The sequence below is a fragment of the Varunaivibrio sulfuroxidans genome, from assembly GCF_029318635.1.
Taxonomy (GTDB): domain Bacteria; phylum Pseudomonadota; class Alphaproteobacteria; order Rhodospirillales; family Magnetovibrionaceae; genus Varunaivibrio; species Varunaivibrio sulfuroxidans.
In genome coordinates, this window is record NZ_CP119676.1 from 1,074,442 (window position 1) to 1,089,814 (window position 15,373).

General features: G+C 60.6%; 17 protein-coding genes. 12 read left to right on the forward strand and 5 right to left on the reverse strand.

Features of this window, described 5'->3' with window-relative positions; all coding sequences use genetic code 11:
- Positions 1–190 precede the first annotated feature (190 nt).
- Together P3M64_RS04980 and P3M64_RS04985 are read left to right on the forward strand one after the other, a co-directional pair.
- Positions 191–856: a 2OG-Fe(II) oxygenase gene (locus tag P3M64_RS04980; RefSeq protein ID WP_132939694.1), complete on the forward strand. Its 666-nt coding sequence runs from the start codon at positions 191–193 to the stop codon at positions 854–856.
- 24 nt (positions 857–880) lie between these two features.
- Positions 881–1,843, forward strand: coding sequence for a mitochondrial fission ELM1 family protein (locus P3M64_RS04985; protein WP_132939693.1), 963 nt, complete (start codon positions 881–883; stop codon positions 1,841–1,843).
- Positions 1,844–1,889: 46 nt separating this feature from the next.
- Here the strand turns inward: P3M64_RS04985 and P3M64_RS04990 are convergent, their stop codons facing one another.
- Positions 1,890–2,915, reverse strand: a complete 1,026-nt coding sequence (locus P3M64_RS04990) for an ELM1/GtrOC1 family putative glycosyltransferase (protein WP_132939692.1) — start codon at positions 2,913–2,915, stop codon at positions 1,890–1,892.
- Positions 2,916–2,919: 4 nt separating this feature from the next.
- Positions 2,920–4,617 (reverse strand): thiamine pyrophosphate-dependent enzyme, encoded by a 1,698-nt coding sequence (locus tag P3M64_RS04995; RefSeq protein WP_132939691.1) that lies wholly within the window; start codon positions 4,615–4,617, stop codon positions 2,920–2,922.
- 150 nt (positions 4,618–4,767) lie between these two features.
- Between P3M64_RS04995 and hspQ the strand changes: the two genes are divergently transcribed.
- Both hspQ and P3M64_RS05005 read left to right on the forward strand, forming a co-directional pair.
- Entirely contained in the window at positions 4,768–5,091 is a 324-nt protein-coding gene (gene hspQ, locus P3M64_RS05000) for a heat shock protein HspQ (protein ID WP_132939690.1), read from the forward strand.
- Positions 5,092–5,129: 38 nt separating this feature from the next.
- The gene (locus P3M64_RS05005) at positions 5,130–5,825 is read left to right on the forward strand and encodes an orotate phosphoribosyltransferase (protein ID WP_132939689.1); all 696 of its coding nucleotides are present in this window, start codon (positions 5,130–5,132) and stop codon (positions 5,823–5,825) included.
- Positions 5,826–6,089: 264 nt separating this feature from the next.
- Here P3M64_RS05005 and P3M64_RS05010 read toward each other — a convergent pair whose 3' ends face one another.
- Positions 6,090–7,523 carry an ATP-binding protein gene (locus P3M64_RS05010; RefSeq protein ID WP_243644811.1) on the reverse strand — a complete coding sequence of 478 codons (1,434 nt, stop codon included), beginning with the start codon at positions 7,521–7,523 and terminating at the stop codon, positions 6,090–6,092.
- Positions 7,520–8,260 (reverse strand): response regulator, encoded by a 741-nt coding sequence (locus P3M64_RS05015; protein WP_207893194.1) that lies wholly within the window; start codon positions 8,258–8,260, stop codon positions 7,520–7,522. Before P3M64_RS05015 ends, P3M64_RS05010 begins: the two co-directional genes overlap by 4 nt.
- A 251-nt stretch (positions 8,261–8,511) precedes the next feature.
- Here P3M64_RS05015 and P3M64_RS05020 point away from each other — a divergent pair, with 251 nt between their 5' ends.
- Entirely contained in the window at positions 8,512–8,943 is a 432-nt protein-coding gene (locus tag P3M64_RS05020; protein WP_132939687.1) for a hypothetical protein, read from the forward strand.
- Between the two features lie 102 nt (positions 8,944–9,045).
- Here P3M64_RS05020 and P3M64_RS05025 read toward each other — a convergent pair whose 3' ends face one another.
- Complete coding sequence (locus P3M64_RS05025) at positions 9,046–9,879, reverse strand: universal stress protein (protein ID WP_165886372.1); 834 nt, start codon at positions 9,877–9,879, stop codon at positions 9,046–9,048.
- Between the two features lie 222 nt (positions 9,880–10,101).
- Between P3M64_RS05025 and P3M64_RS05030 the strand changes: the two genes are divergently transcribed.
- The 7 genes from P3M64_RS05030 (at position 10,102) to P3M64_RS05060 (ending at position 15,351) form a co-directional block, all read left to right on the forward strand.
- Positions 10,102–11,490, forward strand: a complete 1,389-nt coding sequence (locus tag P3M64_RS05030) for an aspartate aminotransferase family protein (protein WP_132939685.1) — start codon at positions 10,102–10,104, stop codon at positions 11,488–11,490.
- A 159-nt stretch (positions 11,491–11,649) separates the two neighbouring features.
- The gene (gene hemA, locus P3M64_RS05035) at positions 11,650–12,864 is read left to right on the forward strand and encodes a 5-aminolevulinate synthase (RefSeq protein WP_132939684.1); all 1,215 of its coding nucleotides are present in this window, start codon (positions 11,650–11,652) and stop codon (positions 12,862–12,864) included.
- 243 nt (positions 12,865–13,107) lie between these two features.
- A complete protein-coding gene (locus P3M64_RS05040; protein WP_132939683.1) occupies positions 13,108–13,677 on the forward strand; it encodes a hypothetical protein in 570 nt (189 codons plus the stop codon).
- Between the two features lie 298 nt (positions 13,678–13,975).
- A complete protein-coding gene (locus P3M64_RS05045) occupies positions 13,976–14,281 on the forward strand; it encodes a hypothetical protein (RefSeq protein ID WP_132939682.1) in 306 nt (101 codons plus the stop codon).
- Positions 14,282–14,300: 19 nt separating this feature from the next.
- Positions 14,301–14,450, forward strand: coding sequence for a plasmid mobilization protein (locus tag P3M64_RS05050; protein WP_165886371.1), 150 nt, complete (start codon positions 14,301–14,303; stop codon positions 14,448–14,450).
- A 53-nt stretch (positions 14,451–14,503) separates the two neighbouring features.
- Complete coding sequence (locus P3M64_RS05055) at positions 14,504–14,881, forward strand: ArsR/SmtB family transcription factor (protein ID WP_132939681.1); 378 nt, start codon at positions 14,504–14,506, stop codon at positions 14,879–14,881.
- Entirely contained in the window at positions 14,878–15,351 is a 474-nt protein-coding gene (locus P3M64_RS05060; RefSeq protein WP_132939680.1) for an arsenate reductase ArsC, read from the forward strand. Before P3M64_RS05055 ends, P3M64_RS05060 begins: the two co-directional genes overlap by 4 nt.
- Positions 15,352–15,373 lie beyond the last annotated feature (22 nt).

Genomic DNA, 15,373 nt, shown 5'->3' on the forward strand with positions numbered 1-15,373 from the left:
GCGTCAGGAAAATAGAGTCCACAAAGATTCAACCCAGCGTCGCTTTTCTTTTTATGTTTACACTTGATTATAATGCAGGGGTCTATTTTTCAAGTCCTCGTTGCTGGAATTATTGAAAAATTGGCGTATAAGCGTAGCTGATCGTTGTCGATACCCGGTATCGAATTCCCCCCATTTTCTCGGAGGTTGGATGTACTCTCTGGCTGAATCGCAAAAAATATTCACGGATAGTCTGCGCAAATCCACCCGTAAGACGACGCCGTATCCGCATTGGTTGCTCGGCGATGTTCTTGACGACGCCGTCCTCCGCGGGTTCGAGGATCTGCCCGACGACCCGTCCGAGATGGATTATACTCAAGGTCGGCGCGCCACCAACAACGACAAGCGCGGCTACTTCGACGGCGAACGCCAGCGCAATTTTCCTTCTTGCGCCGTGCTGTGCGACACCTTGCAAAGCCCTGAAGTCGTGCGCGCCATCGAAGAAACCTGCGGCGTCGAACTCGCGGGCACGTATTTGCGGGTCGAGTACACCCAGGACCGGGATGGTTTTTGGCTGGAACCGCACACCGACATCGGCGTCAAAAAATTCACCATGTTGATTTACCTTTCTCGCGATGAAGACGCGCACGGCTGGGGCACCGATATCTACGAAAGCCCCGAGCGCCACATCGGCGCCGCCCCTTACGTCTGCAATCACGCACTGATTTTCATCCCCGCCGACAACACCTGGCACGGTTTCGAAAAGCGCCCGATCAATGGAATACGCAAGAGCCTGATCGTCAATTACGTCACCAACGAGTGGCGCGCGCGCCACGAGTTGGCGTTCCCCGAGCAGCCCATCGGCACGCGCGCCTGACCCCTTCGGGAATGAGCACACGCGATGACTCCTCCTAAGCCCCCCCCCTGCTGGGCCCTCACCACCGGCGAAGCGGGAATGCGCGCGCAGGCCATCGGTCTGGCCGAAAGGATCGGGCTGGATTTCGCGGAAAAGCGCGTCCACCTGGGGGCGCCCTGGCGCTGGCTGCCGGGAAACCTGGGACGCTTCGGCGCTCTCGGGGGAGAACGGCGCACGCTAAGCCCGCCCTGGCCCCGGTTACTGATCAGCTGCGGGCGGCGCAGCGCGGCGTTTTCGATCGCGATCAAAAACGCCAGCGGTGGAAAAACCTTCACCGTACACATTCAGGACCCGCTAATCGCGCCGCGTCATTTCGATGTCGTCGCCTCCTTGCGCCATGACAAGATCGCCGGCGACAATGTCTTCGCCACCCGGGGGGCGTTGCACGGCCTAACGGCGCAAAAGCTCGCCGCCGCCGGAGCGCATTTCGCCCCGCTGTTCGCCGATCTGCCTCGCCCCCTGCTTGCCGTCCTGATTGGCGGAAACAGCAAGGCGTTCCGCTTGTCGGCGCAAAAAACGGTGGAAATCGCCGAACGGCTGAAGGCATTAATGAACCGCCACGGCGTCGGCGTCATCGTTACGCCGTCGCGCCGCACCGGGGCCGAAAATGAGAAAATTTTACGCGACCGGCTATCGGGAACCGGGGCCGTGGTGTGGGACGGCGGCGGCGAAAACCCCTATCTCGGCATGTTGGCGCTGGCCGATCACATCGTCGCCACCGGAGATTCGGTATCCATGGTGTCGGAGGCCTGCGCCACGGGAAAGCCCGTGTCGATCATCGACCTCGAAGGCGGCTCGAAACGCTTCGCCGCCTTTCACCGGATGCTCCGTGAAGAGGGCATCACACGGCCGTTCACGGGCGAACTGGAACACTGGGAATATGCGCCGCTCGACGACACCACTTTCATCGCCGATCTCGTACGCACGCGAATGGAGTTGGAGCGTTAACCTCCCGCCGTCGGCTTTCTTTACCTCCATATCAGACGTTCCCGCGTCACCCCTTCTCATTCTCCTCCAGGCGACGTTTAATCTCGGCGGCGATCTCGAACGCCGCGTTCAGGGGCGGGTGGGTCTCCCGCGTCAGCGCGCCGTCCGCATCGAAGGGGACGGCCAATCCCTTCTCATACAGATCTCGGTGCAATTGCACCATTTTGTGAGAGACCAGCTTCTTCGGCGCATGAATGTATACCGGCATTCCCCCTCCCGCCGCCCGGCAGCACAGGGCGGCGTTTTCTCCACTGACAATGACGCCGTCGGCCCACGCCAAATAGCCGAAGAACGGATCGTCACCCCCGTCGCCGACGGCGTAAAGGCGGCTGCCCCCGTTCCAAACGGCGATTGTGTCGCGAAACGCGCGCGCCGCCTCTTCGCTCATGCGCGCGCCGATGTGAACCATCAAGGCCGCCGCGTTGCGCTCGGCGAAGCGCACGACGTCCGCCGCGAAATCGCGCGCCATCTGCGGTGAAAAAACGCGCCGCGGGGTATCGCCACCGACCAACACGGCAAGACGCGGCGCACCCAGGGGTTCGCAGATCTCAGCCCGGGCCTTGCGTCCCTCGTGCAGGGTTTCCTCCATCACCAGATGGGGGACGCCACCCGTCGTCATCGTGTTTTCGGCGGCGGGAATTGCATCATGGCGGGCGACGGCGATGAGATCGAAATCTTCCGCCCCGAAAGCGCCGGGAAAGTCGATATGAACCAAAAACGCCTTGCCCTGGGACAACACCTTAATGCGCCGCTCCACGGGAACCGAGCGTTTCCCTGTGGCGATCACGATATCGGGCCACGGCGCAACCAGGTTGACGCGCCCCGACTGGGTCAGCACGGCGAAACTTTCCTGCATGATGTAATCGGGCAAGGCGGCGCTGTGGGTGTAGCGCAATTCCTTGATCTCGAAACGCCAGCCCATAAGCCGCTCCAAGGCGCGACCGCAGGCCATCACCATGGCTTCACCCTCGGGGTCGTCATCGACCAGCAACCAGATGATCGGCGGGCGGTCTTGGAATTTTTTTTCGCTCACGGCGTTAAGTCTCCCGCGCCAAAGACTGGGCCTGGGCGCGGATGGCGCTCAGCGTGGTGCGCGTCGTGCTGATGTCCGGCGCGGTGCGCAGTTCGATCACGGCGGGTTTCGCCGACGCCCGCGCGGCCTCGAACGCGGGAGCGAACGCATCGGTGGTTTCGACCACCGCGCCAAACGCCCCGTAGGCGCGCGCCAAGGCGGCGAAATCCGGGTTCGCCAGATCGGTGGCGATGACCCGCCCCGGATGATTGCGTTCCTGATGCATGCGGATGGTGCCCAGCATGGCGTTATTGAACACCAGTATGATCGGGTGGACGTTCCAGGCCATGGCCGTGGCGATTTCCTGGCCGGTCATTAAAAACCCGCCGTCGCCGACGCAGGCGACGCACAGCCGGGCGGGATCGGCGATCGCCGCCGCGACGGCGGCGGGCACGGCGTAGCCCATCGCCCCGTTGGTCGCCCCCAATAGCCTACGTCCGCCGCCAAAACTTAAAAAACGCTGCGGCCATCCGGCGAAATTTCCGGCGTCCACCGTCATCACGGCGTCGGCGGGTAATGTTTCGTCCAACCGCCCCATCACCGCGCCCAGATCGAGGGCGGCATCGAAAGCGGCGGGCCGTCGGTTGGCGATGTAATCGGCCTTGGCCTCGGCGCGCCATGCGGCCCATTCGACGGCGCCGGGGGCGGGGGTGAGGTCGCGCGCGGCGGCGGCAAATTCCGCGACGGCGGCGACGATCCCCAATTCGGGAACGAACACCTTGCCCAATTCGGCGCCGTCGGGGTGGACGTGGACCAGCCCCGCGCGGCGCGCCCCCGGTTCCAACAGGGTGTAGCCCTGCGACGTCATCTCGCCCAGGCGCGCGCCCACCACCAAGATCAGGTCCGCATCCTTAAAGCGGGCGAGCAACGCCGGATCGGGACCGATCCCCATGTCGCCAACGAAGCATGGATGACGGTTATCGACGATATCGTGACGGCGGAAGGAACAGCACACCGGAAGATCCCAGGCTTCGGCGAAGGCCAGGATATCGGCGCGGGCGCAATCGTCCCAGCCGCCGCCGCCGACCAGAACGATCGGGCGGCGACTTCGCCCCAGTACATCGCGAAGACGACCGATATCTCGCGGGGCGGGCGCGGTGGGTTCGGCGGAACGCGGCGCACAAGGGACACTTTGGGCGCTTTCGCGCAACATATCTTCGGGCAACGCCACGACGATCGGACCGGGGCGGCCGCTTTGCGCTTCGTGAAAGGCCCAGGCGATGGTCTCGGGCACATCCGCGGCCGAGGCGACCTGACGCACCGCCTTGGCCAAGGGCGCGTACATTTTCTCGTAATCGACCTCTTGAAAAGCCTCGCGGCCAAGATCCGGGCGCGCCACCTGTCCGATCAACAGCACCATCGGGGTCGAATCCTGAAACGCGGTGTGCACCCCGATCGACGCATTGCACGCCCCGGGACCCCGCGTCACCATGCATACGCCGGCCCTGCCGGTCAGCTTGCCGTAGGCCTCGGCCATGTTGGCGGCGCCGTTTTCATGACGACAGGTCACCAGATCGATGGCGTCGCGATAATCGAAAAGGGCGTCGATCACCTCAAGATAGCTTTCACCGGGCACGCAGAATATCTTTTCCACACCGTGACGGTGCAGACCTTCGGCCACCAACTGGCCGCCGGTTTTTGGATTCGCCGAGGATTCGATCATGGCTGAACTCTCTTGTCGGTTCGCTAAGGTGGCGCATACCGGGGCGGACGCGCCGGCAGGTTGACCCGCCCCTTCGTTCGGAGACATCCTAGGCGGCGTCACCGCGTGATCGCACCTTATCTTAACCACACTTGTCCAGGATTTTTTTTGATGACGATCTTCAATAGCGCCAAATTCAGCGTCGGACAGAAAATTCATCACACTCTGTTCGATTATCGCGGCGTTATCGTCGATGTGGACCCGTGCTTTAGAACCACCGGGGGATGGGAGAGGAAGACGACGCAAGACCGGGCCCGCCGCTATGACACGCCGTGGTATCACGTTCTGGTGGACGGCGCGGACCATCGCACTTATGTTGCCGAACGCAATCTGGAGGCCGACACGTCGGGAGACCCGATCAATCATCCCGAAGTCGCCGAACATTTCGAGGGTTACCGCGACGATTCTTACGTTTCCCGTGACAAAACCCACTGATCGAACCCTCTTCTGACCGAAGCAAGGCCGCTCCGCCGATGAACACACCGCCGCCCGCCGCCCCATCCAATCCCGACTTGCGCCCCCACGGCGCGAAAACGGCGAAAATCCTACTCGATATCGAGGCCGTCAATTTTCGCCCCCAGGAACCGTATGTCCTGACTTCGGGTTGGGCCAGCCCCGTGTATATCGATTGCCGCAAGCTGATTTCCTTCCCTCGGGAACGCGCCCGGGTCATGGAAATGGCCGTCGATTTGCTCGGCGACGCACTGGATTTGAGCAAACTCGACGCCATCGCCGGAGGCGAGACGGCGGGCATTCCCTACGCGGCGTGGATCGCCCAACTCCTCGATAAGTCGATGCTATACGTGCGCAAAAAACCCAAGGGATTCGGGCGTAACGCCCAAATCGAAGGGGATATGAAAGAGGGCGAGCGGGTGCTTCTGGTCGAGGATTTAGCCACCGACGGGGCGTCGAAGATGTTGTTCGTCGATGCCTTGCGCACCGCCGGAGCCACGGTAACGGACACCTTCGTCGTGTTTTTCTACGGCGCCTTTCCGGGGGCCGAGGAAAATCTCGCCAAAAGCGGCATGACCATGCACTATCTGGCGACGTGGTGGGATGTCCTCGCCGTCGCCGAACGCGAACGTCGTTTCCCCCCGCACGTCCTGGACGGGGTGCGCGATTTTTTGACCGATCCGCTGGCCTGGTCCAAAGCCCACGGCGGCAAATAAGAATTTTCGCGGAAAGTCTTCTCCTAGGTCTGTGACATTTTTCACAAACCAAACGTATCAGATTGGTAGGTCCTGACCCTAGTCACCTGGAACTGAAATACGGTGCACATATGACGCACGGAAAAAGGCCTCGGCTAGTGGATCGGGCCGACGTTTCGCTCCCGCGAACCATCGGACCGACCACTATCTATCTTTTTGTTGCAGTTTGATTTCTTCACACATTTGTGTCCAATTGCATCGGACTCAAATGTTAAACTCAAACCACTAGGAAGGGTCCGCGCGCTCCTGGGGCAGCGAAACGCGCGCCTCAAGTCCGCCTTCGGGCCGATTGATCAACACGACCTCGCCGCCGTGGGCGCGCGCGATGGAGCGCACCGCCGATAAGCCCAGTCCGACCCCACCGGTTTCGCGTGAACGGGACCTTTCGACGCGCACGAAGGGATCGAACACCTTATCCATCATGTCAACGGGAATTCCGGGGCCTTCGTCAAGCACGCGGATAACCGCGCCCCTCTCGCCTTGCACCACCTCCACCCGGGTCCCGCGGGCGTACTTGACGGCGTTGGCGATCAGATTGTCCATCATTCGTTTCAACGCCAACGGACGACCTTCGCAGGCGTAATGATCCGGAGCGTCGCACGTCACGTCCCCCCCCGCGTCAACCGCGTCGTCGCAGGCGCTTTGCACCAACGAGGCCAAATCGAGGCGCACCCGCGGTTCGTCCGTCACCGCGTCGCGGGCGAAATTGAGCGTGGCGGAGATCATCGCCTCCATCTCTTTCAGGTCCGCCAGCATTTTGGTCTGCTGTTCGGGATCGCCCATGTATTCGGCGCGCAAGCGAAGCCGGGTGATCGGCGTGCGCAGATCGTGGGAAATCGCCGCCAGCATGTGGGTGCGGTCGCGCACGAACGATTGCAACCGGCGCTGCATTTCGTTGAACGCCCGGGCCGCGCGCTGGACCTCGCTGGGACCTTCTTCCGCCAGCGCCGGGGCGTTGACGTCCAACCCTAAGCGTTCGGCGGCACGGGCGAACAACGCCAACGACCCGGTCGAACGGCGCACTAACCAAAGCGAAATCAGAACGACGAGGATCGTCGAAAAAACGCTGGCGACGACATAGTGGGAGCGCCAGAGTGGTTTGGGGACGACCGCCGGAGCGGAAAAATTGAGCCACGTCCCATCCGAGAGTTGGTAGGAAATGTTTAATACCGGGCGATTGTCCCACAATCGCGACATGCGCGTCATATAGGCGTCACCGCCCATCATTTCGCGCATGTGGGCGTTCATCGCCCGCCAGATGGTTCGCGCCTCGACCGGACCATGATCGCTGTAAGCCATGCGCAGTCGTCCGGAACGAAAATCCCCCAGGAAATCCCGAATCGCCGAACGCACCAAGCGGGCGCGCCGATCCCAACGCAGGTTTTGCGCGGCGTCGATGGCGCTGTGTTCGGACATCGTGACCTTAAAACCCGGCCCCCAAAAAGTCCTCAGCGCCATCATGCGGCGCGGCGCGGCCATCGTCTCGCTCGCCTGCACCACACCGGCGATCCTTTCCGCCAGATGGCGCCCGCCGACCAGGGTCAACGCCGAACGCCGATCGCCGTAAAACAAACCCAGGGCGACCACGTTGGAGACAAGCAGACCAAGCAGAACAACCCAGACCGTTCGAGCGAACAACGACCGGGGAACGATCCTCATATCAAGGTATCCCCGGCGTCGGCGCGACGGCGAACATGGACATCCGGGGTAAAGATATAGCCGCCGTTACGGACCGTTTTGATCAGGCGCGGTTCTTTCGGATCGTCCTCGATCTTCTTACGCAATCGGCTAATCTGCACGTCGATGCTGCGATCGAAAGGCTGGGCGTCGCGCCCGCGCGCCATATCGAGAAGCTGATCGCGCGACAAAACGCGTTGGGCATGCGTGACCAAAGTCCTGAGAAGCTCATATTCACCGCCGCTGAGGGGAACCAGAACATCCTTAGGCGACACCAATTCCCGGCGATTGACATCGAGAACCCATCCCTCGAACGTGACCCTGTGCACGTCTTTGAGCTGGGTGGGCGCAGCGCCCGCGCGCCGGAGCACCGCCTTGATTCGCGCCAACAATTCACGAGGATTGAAGGGTTTGGGCAAATAGTCGTCGGCCCCCATTTCCAAGCCGACGATGCGGTCCGTTTCCTCGCCCATGGCGGTCAGCATGATAATCGGAATATCTACCCGCCCCGCGCGCAGGTCGCGCGCCAGGGTCAGGCCATCGACCCCCGGCATCATTAAATCAAGAACAATCAAAGTGATGTTGGCGGTTTCCAATATCTGCTTCATTTCGCCGCCGTCACGCGCCGTGCTCACGCGATAGCCTTGCGCACCCAAAAAACGCGCCACCAGATCTCTGATTTCACGATCGTCATCAACGACCAGAATATGGGGGGACATACGCACCTCTTTTTTATCTCGCCGATTATCGTGACTATAGCGCGGGCGATGACCCTCCGGAGGGAAAATTGGTAACCCGATGTTACCGGGACCGGGCCAGCCACATTCGGTTACAAAACGCTTCCTTTGAGACATCTTTCAGCAACACCTACGCGGTTTCATGGAGGCTCCGAAACGACATTGCGGGGCCGTCCGGCATTTTTCGCCGAAACTATCCTCGAAATGTCCCCACAGTCTTAAGGAGAACCGCTATGAAACGCACACACGCCGCCCTCGCCATCGCCGCCGTCGTCGGCGTCGGGGCCCTAGGCGCCGCCACCGCCCTCGCCCACGATCCGCAAGGCGACTGGCGTGGCGGCAGGAACGGCTACGCCATGATGGACCGCATGGAGATGATGATGAAACAGCGGGGCATGATGGGCCCCATGATGGTTCGTCACGGCGCCCGCGGCGGATGCGACGGCGCCGGGATGGCGAAGCTCGCCACGCCGCTGACCGTCAAGGACGTCACCGCCCAACTTGAAAAACGCCTGGAATGGCGCGGCAACAAGCGCCTCAAGGTCGGCAAGGTCGAAATGACGAAGGACAAAAACATCGTCGCCGAAATCGTCACCGTCGATGGGTCGTTGGTGCGCAAAATCGAGGTCGATCCAAGCACGGGAATGCGTCACCCCGTCAACTGATCCTATCTTCTTCGTCGCGCATGACAAAAGGGGCGTCCCCAATGGGACGCCCCTTTGCACGGCGGAACGGAACAAATCCTGCCGGTTTTCCCAGGCTACCGTTTAATGCGCCATCAACACCGGCATCGTCATGTGCAACAAAAATTCGCGGGTGACGCCGCCCATCACGATTTCGCGCCAACGCGCGTGGCCGTAGGCCCCCATCACCATCAGATCGATTCCTTCATCGGCGGCGCGCGACAGCAGCATATTCGCCGGATCAATATCGGAAGCATTGATATGCTGGGCATCGACCGTGATGCCATGGCGCGCCAAATAAGTCGCCAGATCCGCCCCGGGCAAAGGATTTCCCCCGGCGGCGTTGCTATCGGGGTTGATCACCATGACGCTGACGCGCTGCGCCTGGCGCAGGATATCGAGGGAATCCTTGACCGCCCGCGCGGCCTGGACACTGGCGTCCCAGGCGATCATGACGTGGCTGCCGACGGTGGGGTAGCCGCCCACGTAAGGCACCACCAGGACCGGACGGCCCGCCCCCATGATCAATTCGTCGGGCATCGCGCCGCCGCCCGTGAACAGGCGCTCGTCGGGATCGTTTTGCCCGACCACGATCATATCGCTGTAGCGCACATGCTGGGCGAGGACATCGGCGGTAATGCCTTCGGTGATCCGCCATTCGTGTTCGACCCCCATCCCCGCGGCGGCCTTTTCGAAGACGGCCTTCGCGGCGTGGGCTTCGGCACGGGCGTTTTCGTGCTGCGCCTCGATCACCTCGTTGCCGACCTGAGATTCCAAATAAGGCGGAATATCGGGGGGCGTGATCACGAACACGCCAACCAGCCGCGCCCCCTGCGCCTTAGCCAGGGCGCAGGCGACATCCACGCGCGCCCCGTTCGCCCGCCCCGCGTCAACGTGAACCGTAATATCCTTAAGCATGAGTGCATTCCTCGCGATATGTCCCAAACAGGAACGAAGATCAAAATAATGTTTCAGTTTAAACCGATTACCCTCCAGGGCAACAAGTGATGCGTCCAAAATGTCCTGTTGCGGCGCGCGATCATAGTTGAAAACATCCGCAAAAGCTGCGACACCCGAATATCGCGCCCACGAAAGGTAAAACCGCAGGCGGTACACACAGCATTCAGGCAGGATCGCGCCATGACCCCACAGGCAAATTCGACGGCAAGCCGCGACATCGCGTCGCACCTTCATCCCTACACCAACTTGGAGGCCCTGGCGCAGAACGGCCCCCTGGTGATCGAACGGGGCGAAGGGATTCGCGTTTTCGACGATGAGGGAAACCCCTATATCGAGGCCATGTCCGGTCTATGGTGCACCTCCCTGGGGTGGGGCGAGGAACGCCTGGTCGAGGCCGCCGCCCGGCAGATGCGCCGCCTCGGATTTTATCACTGCTTCACCGCCAAGGTGCCCGACGTCACGGTCGATCTCGCCGAACGGCTTTTGGCGCTGGCCCCGGTCCCAATGTCCAAGGTGTTCTTCGCCAATTCGGGCTCCGAGGCGATCGACACCGCGTTGAAGCTGGTCTGGTATCTCAACAACAAGCGCGCCCGACCGGAAAAGAAGAAAGTCATCGCCCGCCACAAGGCCTATCACGGGGTCACCATCGGCTCGGCCAGCCTAACCGGGCTGCCCCTGAACCACCGCGATTTCGACCTGCCGATCAAGGGCGTCCTGCATACCGATTGCCCGCATTATTACCGCTTCGCCGAGGCCGACGAAAGCGAGGAAGATTTCGCCACCCGCCTCGCGCGGAACCTGGAAAAGCTGATCCTGGACGAAGGCCCCGAAACCGTCGCCGCCTTTTTCGCCGAACCGGTGATGGGCGCGGGCGGCGTGATCGTCCCGCCGGCGACGTATTTTCAAAAAATTCAGGCGATTCTGAAAAAATACGATGTCCTGCTCATCGCCGACGAGGTGATCTGTGGCTTTGGGCGCACCGCCAACATGTGGGGCAGCGAAACCTTCTCTTTAAAGCCCGACATGATGACCATGGCCAAGGCCTTGTCGTCGGGATACCTTCCGATCTCGGCGCTGATGGTCAGCGAGGAAATTTACACCGACGTGCGCGAACACAGCGCCACGTTGGGGACTTTCGCCCACGGCTTTACTTATTCCGGCCACCCGGTGTCGTGCGCCGTCGCTCTGGAAACCCTGAAAATATATGAAGAGCGCAATATTCTCGGGCACGTCCGGCGGGTTTCCCCCGCCTTCCAAGACATGCTGCGCCGCTATCGGGACCACCCCCTGGTCGGCGAGGCGCGCGGCGTCGGCCTGGTCGGCGCCCTGGAACTGGTGCGCGATAAATCCACCCGCGAAAGCTTTGCCCCCGCCGACGGCGTCGGCGCGCGGCTGGTCACGCAGGCCCAGAAAAACGGCCTGATCGTGCGCGCATTGGGCGACAGCATCGCCCTGTCGCCACCGCTGATCATTACCGAGGATGAAATTTCCGACATCGCGCGCCGCCTCGGCGCGGCCCTTGACGCGACCGCGCGCTGGGCCGATGAGACGGGAATTCGACCTGGGTAATTTTCCGCCCCTGGATTCCCCCCTGGAATCGTCACACCTTTTCATCCAAAGCCCGAATACGAAACGCCGCCTTGCGGTGCGTCCCGCGAATAGATTACAATCGGAGGGGTATTTTAAAGGGGCGGGACCCGTTTCGGGTATGCCGCGGAGGTTCCCTACATGGACTATGAGAATTTTTTTTCAAATAAAATTAAAGATTTAAAAGCCGAGGGACGCTATCGCGTTTTCGCCGATCTCGACCGCCACGCCGGAGCCTTTCCGCGCGCCAGGGTTCATCTTCAGAATGGCTCGACCAAGGAAATCACCGTTTGGTGCTCCAACGATTACATGGGCATGGGGCAAAACCCCGAAGCCATTGACGCCGCGCACGACGCTATCGCACGGCGCGGCGTCGGCGCCGGCGGGACGCGCAATATCTCCGGGACATGCCATAACCACGTCCTTCTGGAAGAAGAACTGGCCGACCTGCACCGAACCGAGGCCGCGTTGCTGTTCGGTTCGGGTTGGATCGCCAACATGACCACCCTCAGCACCCTGGGCGCGCTGATCCCCGGATGCGTCATCATCTCCGATTCCGAAAACCACAATTCGATGATCGAAGGCATTCGCCATTCGCGCGCCGACAAGAAAATTTTCGCCCACAACGACCTTGACGATCTGGAACGCAAGCTGCGCGAAACGCCGAAGGACGCGCCTAAGCTGGTGGCTTTCGAATCGGTTTATTCGATGGATGGCGATATCGCGCCGATCAAGGAAATCTGCGACTTGGCCGACCAGTACGGGGCAATGACCTTCCTGGACGAGGTACATGCCGTCGGCCTGTACGGCAACCGCGGCGGCGGGGTCGCCGAACGCGACGGCCAGATGCACCGCCTGACCATCATTCAAGGAACCTTGGCCAAGGCCTTTGGCGTCGTCGGCGGATACATCGCCGGGTCCAAGGCGATGACCGATTTCATCCGCTCCTACGGGGCCGGGTTTATTTTTTCCAGTTCGATGCCCCCCGCCGTCGCCGCCGCGGCGCAGGCGAACATCCGCTACCTCAAAGCCCACAACGAGCTACGCGAACGTCACCAAGAACGCGCCGCCACTTTGAAACGGCGCATGCGCGAGGCGGGATTCCCGGTGATGGATTCGGTCAGTCACATCGTTCCCGTACTGGTCGGCGATCCGGTGCTGTGCAAGCAGGCCAGCGACGACCTGATGAACCGCCACGACATATACGTTCAGCCAATCAACTATCCTACCGTAGCGCGGGGCACTGAACGGCTGCGCTTTACCCCGACCCCCCTGCACGGCGACCAGGACATGGACTATCTGATCGATGCGCTGAAAGAGGTCTGGACTCGGTTGGGGTTAAAGGCCGCCGCCTAACCTCGTTTTCCTTACGTCGCCGGATATGCGTGTGTCGTCCTCACCCTTGCTTCGTGAGCGCCCCGGCTTCGTGGGTGGTAGCCTTTACCGCCGCGCCTATCCATCAAGCCATCGGGCTTGCCGATACGCCCTCGTCAAAATTATCTTTATTGCGGTACACTGCCTGCGGATTCGTTCGCGAAGCGTGAAACGCCGCCTTTGCGCGCGCGCCCTTGGAACCGTCGAGAAGCTCATCGAAACGTCATGTACGCCGATAACACACTGACCCCCAAAGAAGCGGTTCGACTGTGTGCCTTAGGCACCTTGGCACAGTCCAAATCACCGATGCGCTACAGCGTTCTAGCGAACGCCATTCGGCATTTCACCAGCCGCATTACGGGGCCTTCCCTCGATGTTATGGGGACCTCCGTCGAACTTTTAAGATATGAAGGCCTGGTCGAAGCGGTCACCGGGACCGGCATGGAAGACGACGCCGAATTGGCGCTTACCGAACAAGGCCGCCAGGAACTGCGCCTTTTGATGACCGCCAGCATTCGTTCTAGCGCCAGCGAATTCAACAAGCTGATCGTGACCCTAAAATTCCGTTTCCTCAATCTCCTGAACCCCGATGAGCAAAACGACCAAGCCGAACTTTTGATCGAGGCGGCGCAAACCGAACTGGCCCGCATCGAAGACCTGCGCGCCCATCACGCCGACGACGGCGGCTTTTTGGTCGCGTGGCTGGATCACGACATTTCCCAAATCGAACGCAACCTAAAATGGCTGTTTGATTTTCGCGACCGGATCAAAAACAACGGATCCGCAACAACATAATGCCCCCACACAAGATTAAATCTTGTGTATTCTTCGCGACCTTGACAAGGTCCGTTCCGAACGCCAAATGCCCCCCAATGGCGACAGGAACTTTCCGCCGACAACAGTCGCGCACAACGCAAAAATCACGCGATAAAAAAATTAGCGACCCCGACTTCGCGGTGGAATCCACACCAGAATTTCGGACCACCCGGATCCCTTCCTAAATTATTTCAGAGCCAAAAACCGTCAATCCTTAGAAAAATGGCGTCGCAAAGGCTGAATCATAGGACCCGACCCCCGATCGAGGGTGGTTTCAGTGATATTGCCGCGTTTGATCTCAAACTTTTCCAAGCTGATGCCGCCGGTCGATTTTCAGGATATAAAACGCGGCTCGGTCTGTCAGTCCGCGCCGATATACGAGCAAACCCCGCGGCTCGATCCTAAAAAGCTTCAAGGGGAAACTTGGGATCAGCGCAACGTTACGGTCAAGGTGGTTCAGGCTCGCCGTGAAACCTTACTCACGGACGGTGCGACGAAAGGCCTCACCCTACAACTGGGTGTCCCGGTTGAGGGTCTCGTCCCCCTGCCATCGCTCGACAAAAACCACCAGACCCCATTTTAGCCGATAGAGGGCGATCGATATGCCGGCGAAAAACCGCGTCTTGATCGGCGCATGGATAACCCCGGAAGAGAAAGATGAACTGGCCGCGCTCGCCCGGCAAGCGCGGCTCAATGTCTCGGAGCTGGAGCGCCGTCTGGCGACGGGGCGCGCCAAGCGATCCATAGCCTAATCGGACACGACGATATGATTGCATCGTTTTGATAGTTGTAGTATTATTTGAATATGGAAAAGAAAGCCGCAACATCAATCTTCGAATCTCTCTCCTCGGGTCTGCGCTTGGACGTGTTCAGGCTGTTGGTCAAGAAGGGGCCGGGCGGCATGGTGGCAGGCGAGATTGCTAACGCGCTGGATGTACCGCCGGCCAACCTTTCCTTTCATCTCAAGGCATTGTCGCAGGCTCGCCTAGTGACGGTTGAGCAGGAGGGCCGCTTCCAACGTTACCGAGCGAACATCCACTTAATGTTGGATTTGATCGCGTATCTCACCGAAGAATGCTGTTCGGGTAGCCCCGATCAATGCCTTGAACTGCGTACCGCCTCGATGTGTTCAGAGGAACTCTTGCCGCCCTTGTCACCCACTCCGGCAAAAGCGACAACATGAATATTCTGTTTCTTTGTACCGGTAACTCCTGCCGTTCTATCTTGGCGGAAGCGACCTTCAACCACTTGGCTCCGATAGGCTGGAAAGCGATGAGCGCGGGAAGTCAGCCGACCGGGACGGTCCATCCGCGTTCCCTGGCGCTCTTGGCACGTGAAGGTATCGACACAGATGGACTGCACAGTAAATCATGGGACAACCTGCCGCTGGCTCCGGATGTGGTCATCACCGTGTGCGCCAATGCCGCCGGGGAAACCTGTCCAGCGTATCCTGGCCCGGTACTGCGTGCGCATTGGGGCGTTGACGATCCCGCTCATGCCACAGGGACCGAAGCGGAAATCGAAGCCGCGTTCACGACAACCTACCGTATCTTGCGGCGTCGCATCGCGGCCTTCCTCGCGTTGCCGTTGGCGCAACTGGCGCACGACCGCACACGCTTGAAGGCGGAACTGGATCGGATTGGGGCGCTTTGAGGCGTTTTTTTTGGACTGACAT